Annotated in this window: 17 protein-coding genes; 9 read left to right on the plus strand and 8 right to left on the minus strand. The window is 46.7% G+C overall.

The features are described from left to right. Window positions 1–159 precede the first annotated feature (159 nt). Together ACUALS_RS06375 and ACUALS_RS06380 are read left to right on the plus strand one after the other, a co-directional pair. A complete protein-coding gene (locus tag ACUALS_RS06375) occupies window positions 160–1941 on the plus strand; it encodes a putative bifunctional diguanylate cyclase/phosphodiesterase (RefSeq protein ID WP_005470672.1) in 1782 nt (593 codons plus the stop codon). A 188-nt stretch (window positions 1942–2129) separates the two neighbouring features. Further along, window positions 2130–3905 carry a putative bifunctional diguanylate cyclase/phosphodiesterase gene (locus ACUALS_RS06380; RefSeq protein ID WP_454449129.1) on the plus strand — a complete coding sequence of 592 codons (1776 nt, stop codon included), beginning with the start codon at window positions 2130–2132 and terminating at the stop codon, window positions 3903–3905. Between the two features lie 33 nt (window positions 3906–3938). Here the strand turns inward: ACUALS_RS06380 and ACUALS_RS06385 are convergent, their stop codons facing one another. After that, on the minus strand, window positions 3939–5045 hold the full coding sequence (locus tag ACUALS_RS06385; protein ID WP_043886702.1) for a M20/M25/M40 family metallo-hydrolase: 1107 nt from the start codon (window positions 5043–5045) through the stop codon (window positions 3939–3941). 355 nt (window positions 5046–5400) lie between these two features. Between ACUALS_RS06385 and hppD the strand changes: the two genes are divergently transcribed. From hppD to maiA, 4 genes are read left to right on the plus strand one after another with little or no spacing between them, the layout of a single operon-like run. Continuing rightward, the gene (hppD, locus tag ACUALS_RS06390) at window positions 5401–6474 is read left to right on the plus strand and encodes a 4-hydroxyphenylpyruvate dioxygenase (protein ID WP_454449130.1); all 1074 of its coding nucleotides are present in this window, start codon (window positions 5401–5403) and stop codon (window positions 6472–6474) included. Continuing rightward, complete coding sequence (locus tag ACUALS_RS06395; RefSeq protein ID WP_454449131.1) at window positions 6467–7594, plus strand: homogentisate 1,2-dioxygenase; 1128 nt, start codon at window positions 6467–6469, stop codon at window positions 7592–7594. The genes hppD and ACUALS_RS06395 overlap by 8 nt, the downstream gene beginning before the upstream one ends. Before the next feature lie 17 nt (window positions 7595–7611). After that, window positions 7612–8622, plus strand: coding sequence for a fumarylacetoacetate hydrolase family protein (locus tag ACUALS_RS06400; protein ID WP_454449132.1), 1011 nt, complete (start codon window positions 7612–7614; stop codon window positions 8620–8622). Further along, window positions 8622–9269: a maleylacetoacetate isomerase gene (gene maiA, locus ACUALS_RS06405; protein WP_454449133.1), complete on the plus strand. Its 648-nt coding sequence runs from the start codon at window positions 8622–8624 to the stop codon at window positions 9267–9269. Before ACUALS_RS06400 ends, maiA begins: the two co-directional genes overlap by 1 nt. Before the next feature lie 97 nt (window positions 9270–9366). Here maiA and ACUALS_RS06410 read toward each other — a convergent pair whose 3' ends face one another. From ACUALS_RS06410 to ACUALS_RS06430, 5 genes are all read right to left on the minus strand, one after another. Beyond that, window positions 9367–9549 (minus strand): hypothetical protein, encoded by a 183-nt coding sequence (locus tag ACUALS_RS06410; protein WP_005470666.1) that lies wholly within the window; start codon window positions 9547–9549, stop codon window positions 9367–9369. Between the two features lie 170 nt (window positions 9550–9719). After that, window positions 9720–10754 (minus strand): hypothetical protein, encoded by a 1035-nt coding sequence (locus ACUALS_RS06415; protein WP_454449134.1) that lies wholly within the window; start codon window positions 10752–10754, stop codon window positions 9720–9722. A 114-nt stretch (window positions 10755–10868) separates the two neighbouring features. Then, window positions 10869–11537, minus strand: coding sequence for an OmpA family protein (locus tag ACUALS_RS06420; protein ID WP_038139069.1), 669 nt, complete (start codon window positions 11535–11537; stop codon window positions 10869–10871). Window positions 11538–11669: 132 nt separating this feature from the next. Beyond that, window positions 11670–12353 carry a DUF2786 domain-containing protein gene (locus ACUALS_RS06425; protein ID WP_454449135.1) on the minus strand — a complete coding sequence of 228 codons (684 nt, stop codon included), beginning with the start codon at window positions 12351–12353 and terminating at the stop codon, window positions 11670–11672. A 179-nt stretch (window positions 12354–12532) separates the two neighbouring features. Further along, window positions 12533–13213: a DUF3334 family protein gene (locus tag ACUALS_RS06430; protein ID WP_038139067.1), complete on the minus strand. Its 681-nt coding sequence runs from the start codon at window positions 13211–13213 to the stop codon at window positions 12533–12535. A gap of 201 nt (window positions 13214–13414) precedes the next feature. Between ACUALS_RS06430 and ydiJ the strand changes: the two genes are divergently transcribed. The 3 genes from ydiJ to ACUALS_RS06445 all read left to right on the plus strand — a co-directional run bounded on the left by ydiJ (window position 13415) and on the right by ACUALS_RS06445 (window position 18853). Further along, window positions 13415–16447, plus strand: a complete 3033-nt coding sequence (gene ydiJ, locus ACUALS_RS06435; RefSeq protein WP_454449136.1) for a D-2-hydroxyglutarate dehydrogenase YdiJ — start codon at window positions 13415–13417, stop codon at window positions 16445–16447. Window positions 16448–16514: 67 nt separating this feature from the next. Continuing rightward, window positions 16515–16976, plus strand: a complete 462-nt coding sequence (locus tag ACUALS_RS06440; protein ID WP_454449231.1) for a methyltransferase family protein — start codon at window positions 16515–16517, stop codon at window positions 16974–16976. Between the two features lie 278 nt (window positions 16977–17254). After that, complete coding sequence (locus tag ACUALS_RS06445; RefSeq protein WP_454449137.1) at window positions 17255–18853, plus strand: S1 family peptidase; 1599 nt, start codon at window positions 17255–17257, stop codon at window positions 18851–18853. A gap of 35 nt (window positions 18854–18888) precedes the next feature. On the opposite strand, the gene hutH is transcribed toward ACUALS_RS06445, so the two are convergent. Further along, entirely contained in the window at window positions 18889–20427 is a 1539-nt protein-coding gene (gene hutH / locus ACUALS_RS06450) for a histidine ammonia-lyase (RefSeq protein ID WP_454449138.1), read from the minus strand. Window positions 20428–20447: 20 nt separating this feature from the next. Beyond that, the gene (gene hutU / locus ACUALS_RS06455) at window positions 20448–22145 is read right to left on the minus strand and encodes a urocanate hydratase (RefSeq protein ID WP_269977777.1); all 1698 of its coding nucleotides are present in this window, start codon (window positions 22143–22145) and stop codon (window positions 20448–20450) included. Window positions 22146–22191: the final 46 nt, after the last annotated feature.

The following is a 22191-nucleotide window of genomic DNA, read 5'->3' on the forward strand; positions in this document are numbered from 1 at the left end:
GTGGCGTGATTCAAACTATGATCTTCGATTCCTAATATTCTTATCACATTAGTATCGGTAGTACTGAAATAAGCTCTATAGTTAAGAATGTTAATTCGTTCTTTCAATAGAGCTTTTTTATTGCGCCCGTGTCGGGAGCAACGGGAGTCATAGCTAAGGTTGGATGTGCTAGAAGATACGGTACCTAAATCAGTGAAAGTTACAGCAGCAGTGTTATTTTTGGCGTCTGTTGCTTTGATTACCCACACGCTTGTGACAGAGCATGAGGTTTGGAAGGAAGCCTATTTGTTGTTCCCACTTGGCATTCTCGGGGCATTTTTTGTCACTAAACCACGCCTAAAAGTCCTGTTGAGTGGCTTGTCCATTGCTGTCATCTTTGTCGGTGGTCTGTTTGAGCCCCTAGAGCTCGATGCGATTGAAGAAAGCTTTATCCTACTGCCTCTTTGTTATCTGGTTTTGTTTCCTGGTTCATTCTTCCCTATTGGGGTGGCTCTCGCGCTCGTTGCTAGTTATCTCTACAATCTCCCGGCTGAGGAGTTCGAAGAGTTTATTGAAGATGCCATCGAAGTCCTAGCGATTACGGTGCTCGCTACCATCATGACGTATTACTACGAGAAGGCTTCTCGCCAAGCATTACGCTATCGTAAAAGCACTTATACAGATGTGCTAACAAAGCTACCCAACTTAAACGCGTTTTATGAGGATATCGGCGAGGTGACGCCCGACAATGCGGATCGTTACGCCGTTATTCAAATCGGTTTAAATAACTTTAAGAGCGTCAACGATAGGTTGGGGTATCGAAATGGCGATGAACTGCTACAAACGTTTTCTCAACAATTGAATTCAAAAGTCCCGTCCTTTGCCAAATTCTATCGCTTAGGTGGGGATGAGTTTGTCTTTATGGTTGAAGCGGAGAAGGAGCAACTGAAGGATCAAATTCATCAGTTGGTTGAAGTCTTGCACAATTATCACTCTGACTTGTATGTGGTCAGTGATATGTCACACCGGCTTTCATTTAGCCTTGGCGTCGCGTTTGCCAAAGATGCGTTAGGTAACGTACTGGTGTGGGGAAAGAACGCCGACTTAGCTTTGTTTAAAGCGAGGCAAGAGGGCGCAGGCGCGGTGTGTTGGTATGATGATGTGTTGTTAGATGAGACCGTAAGGCAGCACCAAATTGAGGCAGAGTTACAACGGGCACTTGATGAGCAGCACTTTGTCTTGCACTACCAACCCAAGGTATCTATTGGTACCAATGAATTGGTTGGCGCCGAAGCTCTAATCCGTTGGATGCACCCCAATTTAGGAATGGTTTCCCCAGCCGAGTTTATTCCGGTAGCGGAGCGGACAGGGAAAATTGTCCCGCTTGGACGTTGGGTGGCGAGAGAAGCCTGTCGAGAAGCAAAAAGTTGGTTTGACAAAGGCCACGCTATCGTTGTCTCAATCAATGTTTCCAACGTTCAGTTTGCCCACGATGATGTGTTTAAATTTATCAGTGATGCTCTTGATGAACATCAGTTGCCCGCAAATCTTCTGCAAATCGAAATTACGGAATCTACCTTGATGCAGCAGCCTGAATTTGTGATTGCTGCGTGCGAGAAGTTGCAAGAGCTGGGTGTCTCTATTGCAATTGATGATTTTGGCGTTGAGTACTCATCTCTGAATTATCTCAAAAAGCTTCCCATTGATGTGCTTAAGATCGATAAGTCGTTTGTCGACGATTGTGTCAGGCTACACACCGACCACATGTTGGTTAGGACGATCATCCAAATGGGCCACAACCTCAATAAACGCGTGATTGCCGAAGGGGTAGAAACTGAAGACCAACTGGCGCTTCTCGAAAAAGAAGGATGTCAGGAGTACCAAGGGTACTTTTTCTCTCGGCCGTTGCCTGCTTATGACTTTGTGGGTTTAATTGATGGCTATCGAAGCGACTCCAACTGAGTGAAGTAGGCGTCAAAATCGCGAAATAGTGTGATTTGAACTAGTGTTTATAGAGACTGTTTACATATGAGCGGCTCGTTATCACAGAGTGTGTAAGCGTTGCATCGTTGAGCTAGAGGGTGATTCGGTGAACTTGACGCCTCTGGTGTTGAGAGACAACACACGATAACTCATTAGTAGGGATCACTATGCGCCAGAATCAACTAACAGACGGCTTGCAGGTCTTGGGTTACTTGGCTTACCTTTCTGCCGTTGGATGGGTGACTTATACCCTGACCATGATTCCGCACTCTTGGAATTATGTTTACTATCTATTCCCACTGATGATGATGATCGCACTCTTTGTGAAAGAGGTGTCTCTTAAGCATTTGTTTGCGTTTTCGTCATTGGCTCTGTTCGTTGTTGGTGGGCTGATTGACCCTTTTAACCTCGACGATATCCAGCTCTGCTTAATACTGCTTCCACTTTGTTATATCGTCCTTTTCCCTGGAACGTTGTGGCCGATCGCGGTCGGTGCCGCATTAATCAATAGTTACTTGTACCAACTTTCCGTGTCAGATTTTGATGCGTTTGTGGATTTCTCCATCCAACTCACGGCAATCACCCTGTTTTCGACGCTACTTGTCTACTTTTATGTGCAAACGCGTAAGCAAGCAGAGCAATTCCATCGCGATAGCGTCACTGACTATCTGACAAAATTGCCGAATGCGAATGCTTACAACGAATCTTTACAAAGAGTCGATAAGTCAAACTTGGCACGCTTTGGTTTGATTCATATCGGGATGGAAGGCTTTAAGAACGTCAATGATCGCCTAGGTTATCGACACGGTGATGCGCTGCTAATTGCTTTTGCACATCATCTTAAAGACTTGGTTGAGTCTAAAGGCGAAATATTCCGGTTTGGTGGGGATGAATTTGTCATCCTAGTTGAAAGCAAGCACATTGAAGAGACGCTTCAAGAGCTGGTCGATGAGTTATTGAAGCACCATAAAATGATGTTCAGCATCGAAAATACCTCGCACCGGATTACTTACTGTATCGGTGTCGCATACGCAACCGATGCGAAGGGGAACATGGAACTTTGGGCAAAAAATGCCGATTTTGCTTTGTATAAAGCGCGCACCGAAGGGGCTGGGTCGGTTTGTTGGTTCGATAACGAACTATTGAGTGAGACTATTCGCCAGCACCAAATCGAAACAGAGATCAAAGATGCGTTGGCCAACAACCAATTTGTCTTACAGTACCAACCCAAAGTGTCGATTAAAGAGTCGAGGATTGTTGGCGCAGAAGCGCTAATTCGTTGGCTGCATCCAGAGCTTGGTCCTATTTCGCCTGCTGAGTTCATTCCAGTTGCGGAAAAAACCACTCAGATTGTGCCGCTTGGACAATGGATCATCTACCAAGCGTGTGCGCAAGCGAAGCAGCTTAACGATCAAGGTCTCGATGTGTGCATTGCCATCAATGTATCAACAGTGCAGTTTGCCCACGCTGATCTGTTTGACGTGCTGTGCAAAGCGCTTAAGCAAACCAAACTTCCTTCTCATCTCCTACAAGTCGAGATCACGGAATCCACGCTGATGAGTGATCCTGAACATATCACCGATATTTGCCGACAACTTCGTGCAATCGGCGTCACTATTGCGATAGACGACTTTGGTGTTGAGTATTCGTGCCTCAAATACCTCAAGCAACTGCCTATCGATGTGCTGAAAATTGACAAGTGCTTCGTTGATGAATGCTCAGTCAGCCATTCAGATCGAGTGCTGGTGAATACCATTGTTCAAATGGGGCACAGTCTGGGCATTAAGGTGATTGCTGAAGGTGTTGAACATGAAGAGCAGTTGGCAGTGCTTGAAGAACTTGGCTGCGACCAATATCAGGGTTACCTATTTTCACAACCGCTCTCTTATCAAGAGTTCTCTTCGATGCTTCTACAAGAGCGTATTGAAGCGAGCTCCGCATAAAAGCCGCAACATGCACTGCGGCTTAGCTTGGCGTTAATGAGTTAAATAGTGTTTCACAAACTCAGTAATCTTAACCATGTCATCAATTGCGATGAACTCTTCGGTGGTATGAACTTTCGCCATGCCCGTAGACACATTGACGGTGGTGAGTCCTTTGGCATTGAAGTTGTTCGCGTCACTGCCGCCACCTGTGCCCTTGGTGTAAGGGCTAGCACCAATCGCTTCAAACGACGCTTTTACCGACTGAATATGAGGGTGATCGTCAGCGATAACAAAGGCGTTGTAGGCACGTGTTGATTCAATGTCCACTTCGGCGCCGTGCTGTTTGGCAACTGATTGGAAAGTCTCGACCATGTGGTTGACCTGCGCATCGAGCTTATCACCGTTTAGTGAGCGCGCTTCCGCGACGATCTTAAGTTCTGGCATGACGATGTTAGTTGCGTTTCCGCCTTCGACAATACCAATGTTTGCGGTGGTTTCTTCATCAATACGAAGCAATTTCATCTGTGTAATGGCGTCAGCCGCGACTTGGATCGCACTGATGCCTTCTTCTGGCGCTAAGCCTGCGTGGGCTGGGCGACCTTTGATGTTAGCGACGATTTTTTGCTGTCCAGGCGCCGCGTTGACTATCGTACCAATTGGACCACCTGTATCGAGTACGATGGCTTTGTCCGATGTGATGAAAGACATGTCAAAATGCTCTGAGCCAAACAATCCGCCTTCTTCGTGAACAGTGAACGCCAGTTCAATAGTTTTATGGTCGAGGTTTTCTGATTGAATGCAGCGAACGGCTTCCATGATCGCTGCAATGCCTGATTTGTCGTCACCACCGAGAATGGTGTTGCCTTTGGAGCGGATGATGCCGTCTTCGATGATGGGCTCAATACCAATGCCTGGAGTCACGGTATCCATGTGACAGCTCAAAACAATGCTGTCTTCAATTTTGCCTTCGAGTCGAGCATAAACGTTGAAGCCATTAGAGACCTCTTCAGGCACAGGTAGCTTGTGAACCGTAAAGCCCAGTTCGCCTAATTGCTCTGAAAGTGCTTGCGCGATGGCTTTCTCGTTTCTTGATTCACTGTCGATCTGAACGAGTTGGATAAAATGGTCAACAAGACGGTCGCGATTAATATGTGTCATTTTTATACCTAGGTAGAGAACAGAGGCGACCACCTTAGCCTTACTGGCAGTGAATAAATCTGAGGTAAATCAATCTAACCAACAACTTTACCTGTTTCTGACCAACTAACTGGTAACGGAGTAAAACGTACTCTCATTGTGTAAAGCAAACTTTTCTTTAATGTAAAATATTTGTTACCAAGTTGCTTTGTTTAATTCATTGTTTTTATTGGTTTTAGTGTTCATCGTAGGCGATGTTTTACAGGTTATGTTGCAAGTTTGTGCGAGTGTAAAATGTCCGCCGTTGGTTCCTTTTATAAGTGAGATCGGCAAATCTTAGCTAAGACACGCTGAAACTAAAAAAGAGGGAACGACAATGAATCAAGCGTTTAATCCACTAGGCACTGACGGATTTGAATTTGTGGAGTACACGGCAGCGGATGAAAAAGGCATTCAAGACCTAAAATCACTGTTTAGCTCGCTGGGCTTTGCAGAAGTGGCTAAGCACCGTTCCAAAAATGCGTGGCTGTATCGCCAGGGTGACATCAACTTCATCGTCAATGCACAGCCTCACAGCCAAGCTGAAGCCTTCGCCAAAGTTCATGGTCCTTCGGTTTGTGGCATGGCATTTAGAGTGAAAGATGCCGCTGTTGCACACGCTCATGCTCTTGAGAATGGTGGGGAAGAGTACAAAACAGAAATCGGACCGATGGAGCTGAGTATTCCGGCGATTTATGGCATTGGCGAAAGCTTGCTCTATTTCGTTGACCGATACGGCAAGCAGAGCATCTACGATGTGGACTTTGTATTTTACCCTGATGCAGAGGAACGTTTGGCGAAAATGGACGTCGGTATGTATGAAATTGACCACCTGACGCACAACGTCAAACAGGGCAACATGGATGTCTGGTCGGGTTTCTATGAGCGAATCGGTAACTTCCGTGAGATTCGATACTTCGATATTGAGGGCAAACTGACGGGGCTTGTGAGCCGAGCGATGACCGCACCGTGTGGCAAAATTCGCATTCCGATCAATGAGTCGTCTGACGATAAGTCGCAGATCGAAGAGTTCATTCGTGAATACAACGGCGAGGGGATTCAGCATATTGCATTGACGACAGATGACATCTACCAAACCGTGCAAACTCTACGAGATCGCGGAATGGACTTTATGCCAACACCGGGTACTTACTACGAGAAGGTGAATAGCCGCGTAGAGGGGCACTCAGAGGATGTAAACCGTCTTCGTGAGCTCGAAATCTTGATTGATGGCGCGCCGATGAAAGATGGCATCTTGCTGCAAATCTTTACACAGACGGTCATTGGTCCTGTGTTCTTTGAAATCATTCAACGTAAAGGCAATGAAGGATTTGGAGAAGGTAATTTCAAAGCTCTATTTGAGTCGATCGAAGAAGACCAAATTCGCCGTGGAGTACTAAACGATGCATAAATGGATCACATTCCCTCACCGGGAGGGAGTGTGCTCCAAGCAAGCGCACGCAGACTTCCCGGAAGAGGCAATATACGAAAGAGAAGCAGGGAGAAGCGGCTTTTTTGGCCCCGCAGCACACTTTCATCATCAATACGCACCTACAGGATGGAGTGAGTGGGAAGGGGAACTGCGCCCGAGAGCATTCAACTTCAATCTTGTCGAGAAAGCGAGCCAACTCTCTCCTTGGGCGGTCCCCCATCTGCTTCACAATGCGGATTGCAAAATTCGCGTTTGGCGCATGGATGAAAAAATGGAATTTCTGGTTAGGAATGCAGACGGTGACGAACTGCTGTTTATCCACCAAGGGAAGGCCGATTTTTACAGTGACTATGGGCATTTAGAGGTAGGGGAAGGTGACTATGTGGTGATTCCTCGTTCAACCAATTGGCGCCTCGAACCGTCTGAGCCCATGTTTATTCTCATGGTTGAAAACACCGACGCCGCGTACACCTTGCCCGACAAAGGCATGGTCGGCAACCACGCTGTGTTTGATCCAGCCGTTCTGGAAGTGCCAGCGATTAATGAAAAATTTAAGGCGCAATATTCTGAGCAGCCAACCCAAGTGCAGGTAAAACGCCATGAGCAAATCAGCACGGTCACTTATCCGTTTAATCCATTGGACGCAATTGGTTGGCACGGCGATTTGGCGGTTGTCAAAGTAAACTGGCGTGACATAAGACCATTGATGTCACATCGCTACCATTTGCCGCCGTCGGCGCACACGACCTTTGTGGGCGCGGGCTTTGTGATTTGTACCTTTGTTCCAAGGCCCATCGAAAGTGACCCAGGCGCATTGAAAGTGCCGTTTTACCACAACAATGATGATTACGACGAAGTGCTTTTCTACCACGCAGGGGACTTCTTTAGCCGAGACAATATCGAAGCAGGGATGGTCACTTTCCACCCAGCTGGATTTACTCATGGGCCGCACCCAAAAGCGTTTCAGGCTGGCCAAGAGTACAAGAAGAAGTTTACCGATGAAGTCGCTGTGATGATTGATACCCGCCACGCTCTCTCGTTTGGTGAAGAGGCCACCGCGGTTGAAAATCAAGAATACGTCTACAGCTGGAAAGGATAAGAATTAAGGGATTGAGTATGAAGTTAGCAACCTTAAAAAATGGCCGCCGAGATGGTTTGCTGGTGGTCGTCAATAGAGCATTAACCAAGTGTGTTGCGGTTCCTGAAATCGCAGAGACCATGCAGCAAGCCTTAGATGATTGGGATCGCGTTGAGCCTCAACTCCATGAAGTCTATCTCGCGCTGAATGAAGGCGAGCTGGTGCAGGAGCTGCCGTTTGACCAAAGTCGATGCGAATCACCGCTTCCTAGGGCTTACCAGTGGGCGGATGGCAGTGCATACGTCAATCACGTAGAGCTGGTTCGCAAGGCGCGTGGCGCGGAAATGCCCCCAAGCTTTTGGACTGACCCGTTAATGTACCAAGGAGGCTCTGATGCGTTTATTGGTCCTCGTGATGATATTCCACTAGGAAGCGAAGAGTGGGGCATCGATTTCGAAGGTGAAGTCGCGGTGGTAACAGGCGATGTGCCAATGGGCGTCACACCGGAGCAAGCCGCAAAGAGAATTAAACTGGTGATGTTGGTTAATGACGTGTCGCTACGCGGTCTGATCCCCAATGAATTGGGTAAAGGGTTTGGCTTTTTCCAATCGAAACCGTCGTCGGTCTTTTCCCCAGTAGCGGTGACGCCAGATGAGCTCGGTGATGACTGGGATGGCGGCAAACTAAGCCTGCCGCTTATGTCTTACTACAATCATGAATTGTTTGGTAAACCGAATGCGGGCGTCGATATGACATTTGAATTTCCAGAGCTTATCGCTCACGCGGCGAAAACCCGTCCGCTTTGTGCTGGGGCGATCATCGGGTCTGGTACGGTTTCTAATAAGCAGGGCACTGATCATGGAACCTCAATAGTTGAGGGTGGCGTCGGGTATTCGTGCATTGCTGAAGTCAGAATGATTGAGACGATCCGTGATGGCAAACCTACCACTTCTTTTATGAAGTTTGGCGACCATATAAAGATCGAGATGCTGGATAAGCAAGGTCACTCTATCTTTGGTTCGATTGATCAGCACGTGGTGAAATACTAATGTCAGACATCACGCTTTATGGATATTGGCGTTCGTCAGCGGCCTATCGAGTTCGGATCGCCCTGAACTTGAAGCAATTGCCCTACAAACAGGCGTCCGTCCACTTAGTCAGAAATGGCGGAGAGCAGCACTCTGCCGATTTTCAGATGCTCAATCCCAGTGAACTTGTGCCCGTATTGGTCGATGGTGACGTGCGGCTTAATCAGTCGTTAGCCATCATCGATTACCTTGATGAGCAATACCCGGATGTTTTGCTGACCCCAGTAGAAAAAGAGAAGCGATATCTGGTGAAAGCGATGGCGCAAGACATCGCAATAGATATTCATCCACTCAACAACTTGCGCGTATTACAGTACCTTGCTGGCCCAATGGGTATTGATGACATGAGTAAACAGGCGTGGTACGCGCATTGGATTGATGTTGGCTTTACGGGGTTGGAAAAGAAGTTGGCTCAAACAAGTGGTCGATACTGTGTCGGAGATGATGTTAGTTTGGTTGATGTATGCTTGGTGCCACAAGTGTATAACGCCGAGCGATTCAACATCGATATCACGCGCTATCCACATATCGAAAAAGTGACGTCGTCACTTAGAGCGTTGAGCGCTTTTGCTGATGCCGCACCAGAGAATCAGCCAGACGCAGAATGATTGTGCGTGAATGAATGAGTGGTTGTGATTAGGCAAGATTCGAAAACAAAAAGGCCACCGATCTGGTGGCCTGCTCATCCCTGGAGAAATCTAATGCTTAACGCATTGCCTGCTGTTTTTCACGCTGTGCAAGTTCAGCAATGTTGAATTGACGGACATCCAATGTGGCCAGTTCATTACACTCTTGACAAGAGTGGTGGCGCAGACCATCAATGTAATCATGCGAGGTTAGTAGGCTTGGTTTTTTGCACCAATCGCATATGCCTTCGATAGTAAACATAGTGTTCTCCCCACCTTTATATACTAGGTGTTATCATCGCGGCATATTATGACATGACACCTATCAATAGGTTAATCATTTGTTATGGTTAATGGGAGAGTGATCGATTGCGCGAGCCCGTAACTTAAAGCCTGTCGAATATTTTGCTCTCGGCTTACTATGATTTGTAACTATTTATTAACGCTGCTTAGTATGATTTTCAACGCTGCATTCAAACGTTTCATATCTTCTTCACTGCCTTTCAAATCAGGATGGTAAATTTTACACAGCTGCTTATAGCGTGTTTTTATTTGCTTTGTATCTGGAATGGTATCTGGCTTGTAGCCAAACAGTGCACATGCCAAGGAGAGCTTATTCTCGCTCGCCGTTTTAGTCGGCTGAGAAGGTTGAGGTCTTTGCTGGGTCGCTTGCTGTTTTTTAAACTGGCGGTAAAGCGTTTCTAACTGGCGCTTTTGTGTTTTGATCGTCGCTTCGTGTTGTTTGATTTTGTTCTGTAGCTGGCGCTGCTCCTGCTTATTCTCTGACATAGAATGTTGGCTACTTTTACTTAGAGAGCGAGTTGCCTTTAGGTGCCAAAAGAGCAAAGCAATGAGTGCAATACTCAGCGCGATGGATAAGTAAATAAAATCGTTGTTTGCTGTGCTCTCGGATTTTGATTGGGCCACAGGGCTTAACTCAATACCGCTATCGTCAAAGGCGACTTCTAACTGATCGATAGATGACACCTGTTTGGCTCGTTGGGCGTTAAACTGCATCTCAAGCACCTTCGCATAGGCGTCTTCAGCCTCTGGCACGTTTGGGGCGGCAATTTGATACCAAACTTCCGCCAAGGCAAGGTTGGATGGTGGTTGACTCAACCCTTCGTACACTTTGCCTAAATTGAACTGAGCTTGGTAGTTATCGCTAAGAGCAAGTCGAGTTAGCCAGTAGATGGATTTTGCAACATCAGGCTGATGACTTTGATTGGCTAAGTAGACGTTAGCGAGATCAATCGCCGCTTGTTGGCTTCCAGAATCAGCAGCTTGTTCAAGCCAGTAGATGGCTTCGTCTCGAGAGGCTTCAACACCGTCTCCGCTAAGGTACTTCTGACCGAGTTGCAACTGCGCATCGACATTCTGATTTTGAGCTTGCTCGGTTAATGCTTCGATCGAAGCGGCATAGCTCAATGGACAAAAGATGAGCAGAATGAAAGCAATCAGTTTCAAGGCAATCCCTTACAGCGAATTTGGCGTTAGTCCTATAGTTTAAATCATTTGCGAGACAAATAAAAAAAGTGGCTTCAAGGACGCCACTTATCTTTTATCAAAACGTATTCTCAGTTACTTCAATGGAAGAATCTGAATCTCAACACGGCGGTTACACGCACGGCCTTCTGCTGTACTGTTGGTGCAAAGTGGGTAACGTTCACCATTGCCACGAGCAATAGCACGACCAGCCGCAACGCCTTGTGACACTAGGTAAGAGCGGACCGATTCAGCGCGACGCTCTGATAGGATTTGGTTGGTCGTATCGCTGCCTGTACTGTCTGTATGGCCTTCAATAACCAAACTTGTGTCCGGGTATTCAACCAGAATACGAGCGACACCGCGCAGGGTATTGTGGATGCTGCTATCGAGTTGATAAGAGCTAGAGCTGAATCCGATGCCATTTTCTAAGCGCAGAAGAAGTTGGTTTTCGCCAACACGTTCGACCTGAACACCAGAATTTAGCAGCTCTTGACGCAAAGCGGCTTCTTGTTGGTCAAAGTAGTAGCCTACGCCGCCACCGACCGCAGCACCACCCGCTGCGCCGATCAGGGCACGCTTACGGCGATCTTTCGCGTCATCACCGGTTGCAACGCCAATCGCTGCACCTGCGATAGCGCCAATGATTGCGCCGGAAGTTGCTGAATTTGTCTCTGATTCACCAGTTGTCGCGTTTTGGCGCTGAGTCGCCTGACAACCAGACAGTGCGATTGCGACAGCAAGGGCTAAGGTAATTTTCTTCACAATAAACATCTCCGTGTATCCAGATTCATTGCTCTGGAGTTTTGATTTGCCGAGGAATAAACCCCATCGACGCCTCTATGTCAATTCTGAACAGTGTATTTTACCAAACCTTAACCGAACCTGAACAAGCGCCTAACGCAGCATTTTAGGGGCTTGAGCACCGTCAATAGGGCGGTTGACTGATACTTTTCGCCCTTTTTTCAAGCCGACCTCGTAATCTTCAGTGAGATTTTTCATCGCCTCTCGAAGCTGTTGCTTAAAGGTCTCTCGGTCTATGTTTTGGAACTCTTTATCGATGTAGTCGTCAATCTTTTTTGCGGACTCTTCATCTGGAGTAATAATAGGCAATTTTTCTAGTGCGCCTTCCACCCAGCCCGATAAAAATGAGTTTACGCGGCGCGTAACTTCGGTAGATGCAGTGCCCGTGCCGGCAAAACTGTTTCTAAAACGGCCCGTTTGCTCGTTCATTTCTCGGTAAATAATGTCAAAAGCAAAGGCAGCAAAAATAGCGCGGTCGGCTTCACCGATGAATTCAGCGCGCTTGAGTCCTTTATGATTTAGAAGTACCGCTTCTACGCCAAACTTGGTGTTAATACCACGAATGATACGTAGCAGCTGAGAGCCAATGTTAGCAGGAAGGAGATGTGTCGATTGGGTTTTGCCCATTTTGATGAACTCAATATCGTCTTTGTCGAGACCATATTTGAGCATCAAGCTATGAGCCATCTTGATGGCGTTTGCTGCTTCATTCACATTCGCAGAGTTACCAAGTTCAAGGCATTTAGCAATTTTCTTCAGGGCTTTCTGTTTATTCATCGACAACTAAGAGGTACCTAATTTTGCAAAGTCGGCTATTTTAGCGTGTTCTGAGGAAAAACGGAAATGTCGGCAGGGCTCTGATCACGAAGAATAATAGGGCGTGGTTTAAAAGGCAGTGGTGGGCAAAACGCCACTGATTATCCAGTGGCGCTCTAATGTTTTGAAGAACCGAGTAATTAAATACCTAGTTCATCGAAAAGGTCGTCAGCTGCAGATGCGCTTTCTTGCTTTGGTTCAGACTTGCTTGCCATGTTTTGACGTGCTTTCTCTAAAATCTCATCAGGGCACTCGTCTTCCACGGTTTCAAACTCTTCAAGCTGAATAAACTCTGTCTTATCCATCGCTAGCTCAAGGTAGAAAATGTTGCCTTTTTCCGTAGAGAAAGTAACTCGGCGAGCTTGCGGTCGATCAAGGTTTGTATCTACCGACAAGATTACCTGCTTATTCAGCGTTAGCATCTTAGGTTGGTTTTGTGTGATGTGAGTTTGCAAGTCTTTGCGTACTTGGTTGGTAAAGTCACCGACCAGTTGGTTCATTAGCTCGCCCAGTACATCCGCCACTTCATCTGAGGTGTGCAGTACAGCCAGTTCGTCTTCAGGCATGCCCATATTGCGCATGTAGTTTGTATACACTTCCAACGCCGCCTTGGCCGTGAAGTTGATGACGACGAGCCCTGAAAAACCACCATCGAATAGAACAAAGCAGCCAAAGTCTGGCTTTAGGCTGGTTTTGGTGATTTTTTGCACCATTGCTGAATAGGTGACAGGCGAGCTAGTTGCTGAAGTCAGTACCCCGGATACCGATTGGCAAAGTTTTAAAAGAATATCTTCTGTGGTGATAATTTTATTTTTCTTCATTGATGATTCGCTCATAAAGACACTTTAAATCAAGTCCATGATTTCTAAGTGTGGGAAAGAATTGCGATAAGTTCCAATTTGACACTGCATTTCTGTTTTGATCACCCTTTTAAATGTTGTAAAGTGACACAACTCAAAGATTATAACTTTATATAAAGAACCCAATGCTGATTGGATCAGCGTAGTAGGGGCAGGAAGCAAATGTTACCAAGATTACACTCTCAATCTGATGTGGATCCCGTCGTCATCAGTTTTCTCGACAAATTGCGCCAATCTGGCTTTAGCGGGGACATCGAAAGCCAATATTCTAGCCGTTTAGCGGTCGCCACGGACAACAGTGTTTATCAACAACTCCCACAAGCTGTTGTTCATCCAAAAACCACTCAAGATGTTACTCTCATTGGTAAGTTAAGCGCACATTCCGATTTTGAACGCATCACGTTTTCACCTCGTGGAGGCGGTACCGGGACCAATGGCCAATCCCTGACTTCGGGTATCGTGGTCGATCTGTCTCGCCATATGAATAAGGTACTTGAAATCAATGAGCAGGAAGGTTGGGTCCGAGTTCAAACTGGTGTGGTTAAAGATCAGCTAAATGATGCCGTCCGACCTTACGGGTACTTTTTCTCTCCTGACCTTTCGACCAGTAATCGCGCCACCCTGGGTGGCATGATCAATACCGACGCGTCTGGTCAAGGCTCCTTAAAGTACGGTAAAACGTCAGATCACGTGCTATCGCTTCAAGCGGTATTCGCTGATGGGTCGGTTTTAGAATCAGACCTTTCTCATGGTCTGCCGAAAGAAGGTGAGTTCGCCTATCAAGCACTTAAACTGACCGAGCAGGTTTGTCGAGAAAAGAGAGAGCAAATCAACAAAAAGTTTCCACCGCTGAACCGTTTTTTGACAGGTTATGATCTGAAAAACGCGCTCGATGATGAGACCAATGAGTTCGACTTGACTCGCGTTCTATGTGGCGCTGAAGGGTCATTGGCGTTTATCACTGAAGCGAAACTTAATTTAACACCGATTCCTAAAGCCCGTACTTTGGTTAATGTGAAGTACGACTCGTTTGATTCAGCATTGCGCAACGCCCCCTTTATGGTCGAAGCCAATGCGCTATCGGTTGAAACCGTCGACTCTCGAGTGCTCAATTTGGCCAAGCAAGATATTGTTTGGCACACCGTGAGCGATCTTCTTACGGACGTCCCGGGCAAAGATATGCAAGGGATCAACATGGTGGAGTTTGCTGGCCAAGATGTCGATGAGGTCGAGTCTCAAGTCTCGGCGTTAACTGCGCGCATTGACCAGATGCTAGAGAATAGCGAGGCGGGCATTATCGGCTATCAAGTGTGTGATGATGTCGCAAGCATTGGTCGTATTTACAACATGCGTAAAAAAGCGGTCGGCTTACTCGGTGCAGCTAAAGGTCGAGCAAAGCCTGTCGCGTTTGCAGAAGATACTTGTGTACCTCCTGAGAACTTGGCTGATTTTATTGCAGAGTTCCGCGAGCTGCTAGATGCCAAACAGCTTAACTACGGCATGTTTGGCCACGTTGATGCTGGTGTTCTTCACGTGAGGCCCGCTTTGGATCTTTGCGATCCGAAGCAAGAGGCGCTAATGCATCAGATTTCTGATGAAGTGGTGAAGCTGGTCGCCAAATATGGCGGTTTAATGTGGGGCGAGCACGGCAAGGGTTATCGTTCTGAATATGGCCCTGAGTTCTTTGGGCAAGAGCTATTTACAGAGCTGAGACGAGTTAAAGGTGCCTTTGACCCTCACAACAAGATGAATCCGGGTAAGATTTGTACACCGCTTGAAAGCAATGCTGAACTGGTCAAAGTGACCGATACCAAGCGTGGCTTCTATGACCGACAAATCGATGTGCAGGTGCGTGATAGCTTTAAGCAGGCGATGGAGTGTAATGGCAACGGATTGTGTTTTAACTACGATACGTCATCGCCAATGTGTCCATCGATGAAAGTTAGCGCAGATCGTCGTCATTCGCCGAAAGGTCGCGCTGGTTTGGTTCGAGAGTGGCTGCGACAGTTAACCGAGCAAGGCATCGATATTCTCGATTTAGAAAAGCAAACCCTAGAGCAAACGGCATCGATAAAAACCATGCTCGATCGGGTTCGCAACAGTTTTAATAAGCGCCATGAGTACGATTTTTCGCATGAAGTCCATGAGGCAATGAATGGCTGTTTGGCGTGTAAAGCGTGTGCCAGCCAGTGCCCGATTAAAGTCGATGTACCGAGTTTCCGCTCGCGCTTCCTCAATATCTACTACTCACGTTATCAACGTCCTGCGAAGGACTACTTAGTCGCTAATATTGAAACCATGCTGCCTTTGATGGCGAAAGCACCAAAGGTTGTGAATACCGCTCTGAAACAGAAGTGGGTGCAAGATCTGACGGCATCAACGGTTGGCTATGTGGATGCGCCGTTAATGTCGGTTCCGACACTAGAGAAGCGTTTGTCAGGGTTAAAGCCATTTGATTTGCAGGCGCTAGCAGCGTTGTCAAAAGAAGACAAAGCAAATCACGTCGTTATCGTTCAAGACCCGTTCACGAGCTATTACGATGCAGAAGTGGTCGAAGACTTTGCAAACCTGATTGTGAAACTTGGTAAAACACCAGTACTGCTCCCGTTTAAACCAAATGGAAAAGCGCAACACGTAAAAGGTTTCCTTAAGCGCTTCGCCAGCAATGCCGCAAATACTGCAGCGTTCTTACAGCAAGTTGCGGATATTGATATTCCCTTAGTGGGCGTCGATCCTGCGTTAGTGCTTTGCTACCGCGATGAGTACACGGAAGTGCTTGGAGACAAGCGTGGCGACTTCAACGTACTGACGGCACATGAATGGCTAGAGCCTCGTCTGAGTGAGTTCGAAGGGGTGAAAGAAGGGGCACAAGAGCCTTGGTACTTACTCGCTCACTGTACTGAAAAAACAAAGATGCCGAATGCAGAAAAAGAGTGGGGCAGCATCTTTGAGCATTTCGGTGCAGTATTAAATACGGTACCTGTTGGCTGCTGTGGAATGGCAGGCACGTTCGGCCATGAAGTGGATAAGCTGCAAATGTCGAAAGACATCTATGGTTTGAGTTGGAAACCAAACTTAGAGCAATTACCGAAAGAGCGCTGCCTAATTACGGGCTATTCTTGCCGAAGCCAAGTCAAACGCTTTGAAGGCATGAAAGTAAAACACCCAGTACAAGCACTGCTTTCGATTCTTTAATAAAAAATAGCCCAGCATAAAGTTGGGCTATTTTTTAATTGTTAACGCAAGGTATTACGTTATGTTTATGGATAAGCTCGAGTTAAAAGTTCCGCCCGTCGCCGTCTTTATCGTTCTTATGGTTATCGTTAATCGTTTGGCTCATGCTTTTACTGGGTTGACGATTTCTCTACCAGCACCTGGTGTGGTGTTTTTATTATGCTTCATAGCGTCAGGAATTATCGGCATTGCAGGCGTAGTGGAATTTCGGCGTTCAAAAACAACAGTGAATCCGATAAAAGTCGAGAGTGCTTCAACAGTCGTCGACACTGGAATATTTTCATACAGCAGAAACCCTATGTATCTGGCTTTGTTGTTATTATTAATCGGGTTTTCATATTGGCACCAAAATATACTGTCTATCATTTTTGCTTGTTCTTTTATCTACTATATGAATCGATTTCAAATAAAACCCGAAGAGAGAGCATTAGAGAAACTGTTTGGTGCGGAATATTTAGATTACAAGCAGAGAGTTAGGCGTTGGATATAAGTTGTAGATCTAACTTACAAATTGAAACACTATTTAGGGCTTTTATAGTGATTGTTTTTCCTATTAAAACAGAACGTTGTGCGAGTTTAAAATAAAGCAATATCTTAATAAGCATTTGTTAATGTAAGCATGGTCATTTCATTGTGATTTTAAAAATAGTGATTCCGCTCTCGTATTTAAAATTTACTTAAATAATTATCAAGGGAGCAATGTTAGAAGTAGGTATCATCCGGCAGGCGAATGCTTTCGCTATAAATAACAATTTTTAAGGATGTATTATGTCACGTTGGTTTAAGCCTACTTTGCTTGGAGCATCTTTGCTCACCGCAATTTCTCTTCCCGCCCATAGTTCGAACACTCCGAGAATCATCGACGGCACAGATGCCAGTGTGAATGACTGGCCGTTTATCGTTGCGATGGTCTCTAAAGGTGTCAACGCGTATGAAGGTCAGCACTGTGGTGGTAGCTACATTGGTGGTCGTTATGTATTGACGGCAGCACACTGTGTAAACAATACCGATGAATCTGATATTGAAATGGTTGTGGGGATTAATAATCTCAACAATGAAAGCTCTGAAGGTGAACGATTTGCTGTCAATAAGATCTATGTTCATCCAGACTATAATGACAATACTCTCGAAAATGATATTGCAATCATTGAATTAACTCGTGATGCGAGTCAGTTTAGCTCTGTTCGCTTAGCCGATGAGAATACAAGAGCAAACACCGCTGATGGTACCGTGTTAACTGTGGCTGGCTGGGGCTCTACCACTCCAGAATATGGCAATCACACGCAACCAGCACAGTTGCAACAAGTTGATGCACCTATGGTCAATCAAGGAACGTGTGCGGCGACATTTGCAGGCGTAAGTAGTAATGTCGATTCAGTAAATTTCTGTGCGGGCACGGCTCAGGAGGGCTTCGATTCATGTCGTGGTGACAGTGGCGGTCCTCTCGTTGTCAAGGATACAGGCATTCAGCTTGGTATCGTCAGTTACGGTAAATCTCGTTGTGGTGAAGCAAACTCTTATGGGGTTTACACTAATATCAGCCAATATACAGATTGGATCGAGCAACACACGTCAGGCTTCTCGTACGAGCAAACCAAATTCATTGGCTTTTTCTCTCCAGGAAACCATACCCACACATTTGACTTTGTAAACGATTCTGGCGCTGCCATGAGTTTCTCAAACATGACACCTAGTACGGGTTCGATTACGAACAATACCTGTCTGAGTGGTTTGGCATCGGGATCTTCTTGTGCTGTCACAGTACGCTTCCCTGTTGCAATATACGATAGTGGGACAGCAACACTATCGTTCGACTACCAAATTAACGGTAAAAACTACCAAACCGCAGCGAAGGCAAATTATGTAGGATCAGAGAGAGGCTCGGCTCTACTAGCTGACCGCATGGGCGTTGACGCTGGCAACGTTTACGTCAATGAAAACCCATGGGTTGCTTATGGTGATAACGGTATTCGCTCTGCAACAATCGGTGATAGCCAACAGTCGGCAGTGTTTTTCGATAAATTGCCGAGAGGTTTATATGCATTTGATGTAGGCATCGATTCGGAAGAGGGTTTTGACCACCTTTATCTACTAGTTAATGGTGAACGAAAAGGGCAAGTAAGTGGAAAAACTTCATTCAGCGATCAAATTTTCTTAAGTGGAGATTCTAACTGGATTGGGTTGGTGTATAAAAAGGACGGTTCTCAGGCAACAAGCAATGACTTTGCATCTGTTTCTAACTTTAGACATGTAGATCCTACAACACAAGGTTCTGCCAATACTGGTGGATCTTCTTCTGGTGGCGGCGGTAGCTTGGGTTGGCTATCCTTGTTAGCGTTATTTCCTTTAATGCGTAGACGCAAATAATCAAAGCCCCTCAATGAGGGGCTTAATTTTATCTGTTAAAAACTCGGTAATATCGCTTCTGGTATAAGGTGGTTGTGAACGGCCAGTTTAAGCAGCGAGTTTGCTTGCTCAATATCCGGTGCAAAGTAGCGATCTTTATCATAGAAGCTGACTTTCTCACGTAGAATCTGTTTCGCTTCTTCAACTCTTGGCGATGACTTTAGTGGTGCTCGAAAGTCAATGCCCTGCGCCGCAGATAAGTACTCTACAGCCAAAATGCCTCGAGTGTTTTCCGCCATATCACGTAGTCTGCGACCTGCAAATGTCGCCATAGAAACATGATCTTCTTGGTTGGCTGACGTTGGCAAGCTATCGACGGAAGCGGGGTGAGCTAGGGTCTTGTTTTCGCTAGCGAGTGCTGCAGACGTTACCTGAGCAATCATAAAGCCAGAGTTTACTCCACCGTTGTCCACCAAGAATGGCGGAAGCTTACTCAAAGCGCTGTCAATCAACAGAGCCATACGTCTTTCTGAGAGGCTGCCGATTTCTGCGATAGCAAGCGCTAGGTTATCGGCGGCCATAGCAACAGGTTCTGCGTGGAAGTTACCACCGGAGATGATGTCGCCATCTTCTGCGAACACAAGTGGGTTATCAGACACTGAGTTTGCTTCAATTTCCAAGATGTCAGCGGCGTTTCGAATTTGCTGCAAACAAGCACCCATTACCTGTGGCTGACAGCGCAGTGAATAAGGGTCTTGCACTTTTTCGCAACCCGTATGTGATTCTCCAATCTCGCTGCTGACATCTAGCATGTGGCGATAGGCTAGAGCGGCGTCCATTTGTCCTCTGTGTCCACGAACGCGGTGAATACGTGGGTCGAACGGGCGTCTACTACCTAATGCGGCTTCTACCGACATCGCACCACATACCGTGGCTGAAGCGAACAGATCTTCTGCGGCAAATAAACCTTCTAGAGCAAAGGCTGTTGAAGCTTGGGTACCATTTAGCAGTGCTAAACCTTCTTTAGGTGCTAACGTAATGGGCTCAAGGCCGGCGATTTTCAGTGCTTCTAGTCCGGAAATGATCTTTCCGTTGTGGCGCGCTTGACCTTCACCCAATAGAACCGTGCTCATGTGAGCAAGAGGTGCTAGGTCCCCAGAAGCACCTACAGAGCCTTTCTGCGGAACGCATGGATAAACCTGAGAGTTAACCAAATCAATCAAGGCTTGAATCACTTTCAGGCGAATACCGGAATAGCCGCGAGACAAGCTATTGATCTTCAAGACCATCATCATGCGGACGGTTTCATCTGCCATAAGCTCGCCGATACCTGCAGCATGCGAAAGCACGATACTTTTTTGCAGTGTTTCGAGATCTTCAGGGGCGATACGAGTGTTGGCCAGCAAACCGAAGCCAGTGTTGATGCCATAAACCGTGCGATCTTCAGCAATCACTTGCTCGACAACTTTCGTACTTTCGTCAATGGCTGGAATCGCTTCTGGGTCCAATGAAAGAATCACTGGAGAGCGACTCACTTGACGCAGTTCTTTTAAGCTAATAAATCCAGGCTTTAGCTGTAAATTTAACATCTTCATCTTCCTTTATTCAGCTGAGCTTATTTTAGCTTTTTCAGTTCTTCGTTAAGCATCGGTAAATCAAGACCTTGCTGTGCTGCACAGTTTTTCGCGATGTCATAGCCGGCATCAGCGTGGCGCATTACGCCCGTTGCAGGATCGTTATGTAACACGCGAGAAATACGTTGAGACGCGTCATCACTACCATCACAACAGATAACCATACCTGAGTGTTGAGAGAAGCCCATACCAACGCCACCACCATGATGTAATGATACCCATGTTGCGCCGCCTGCCGTGTTCAGTAGAGCATTGAGAAGTGGCCAGTCAGAAACGGCATCTGAGCCATCCATCATGCCCTCTGTTTCTCGGTTTGGACTTGCTACCGAACCTGAATCTAGATGATCACGGCCGATGACGATTGGCGCTTTTAGCTCGCCGTTTTTGACCATTTCATTGAATGCCTGACCGAGACGTTCGCGATCTTTCAATCCGACCCAACAAATACGAGCTGGTAAGCCTTGGAACTGGATTCGTTCGCGGGCCATGTCCAGCCAATTGTGGAGGTGTGGGTTGTCTGGGATAAGCTCTTTTACTTTTTGGTCAGTTTTGTAAATGTCTTCTGGATCGCCTGATAGCGCAGCCCAGCGGAATGGACCAATTCCCTCACAAAACAGAGGACGAATGTACGCAGGGACAAAGCCTGGGAAGTCGAATGCGTTTTCTACGCCTTCTTCTAGTGCCATCTGACGGATATTGTTGCCGTAATCAAGTGTTGCCGCGCCACGTTCTTGAAGGTCAAGCATCGCTTTGACTTGCACTGCCATTGATTCTTTTGCCGCTTTAACCACCGCCGCTTCATCTTTAAGGCGCATGTCAGCAGCGTGTTCCATTGACCAGCCCAGTGGTAGGTAACCATTTAATGGGTCGTGCGCAGAGGTTTGGTCGGTTACAACATCTGGAGTAATGTTACGCTCTACAAGTTCAGGGAATACATCGGCTGCATTGGCAAGTAGGCCCACAGAAACCGGAGTGTCTGATTCGTAGATAATCGCGAGTGCTTCGTCTAGGCTCGTGGCTTTCTTGTCGACGTAGCCAGTACGTAAGCGGTAGTCAATGCGCGACTCATCGCACTCGACAGCAATCATAGAAAAGCCAGCCATAGTGCCAGCGAGAGGCTGAGCCCCCCCCATTCCCCCTAAGCCACCTGTTAGGATCCAGCGCCCTTTAGGATCGCCGTTGAAGTGCTTTTTCGCTACAGAGACAAAGGTTTCGTAGGTGCCTTGGACGATGCCTTGTGAGCCGATGTAAATCCAGCTTCCCGCGGTCATTTGTCCGTACATCATCAAACCCTGTTTATCGAGTTCGTTGAAGTGCTCCCAGTTAGCCCAGTGCGGGACCAAATTAGAGTTAGCGATCAGTACGCGCGGTGCATTTTTATGAGTTGGGAATACACCAACAGGTTTACCCGATTGAACGAGTAAGGTTTGGTCGTCTTCAAGGCGCTCTAGCACTTCGACAATTTTATCGTAGCACTCCCAGTTTCGTGCAGCTCGACCAATGCCACCGTACACAACGAGTGAGTGAGGGTGCTCGGCAACATCTGGGTCTAGGTTGTTCATCAGCATGCGAAGTGGGGCTTCCGTCAGCCAAGATTTTGCTCTCAACTGCGTGCCATGTGGGGCACGAATTGTACGGCTAGTATCGAGACGCTTATCTTCTACTTGGCGTTCCGTCATGGTAAGACTCCTTGTGTTTCATGTTATTCAAGTAGTACGAAGCTCT

Source organism: Vibrio sp. NH-7 (assembly GCF_053643215.1).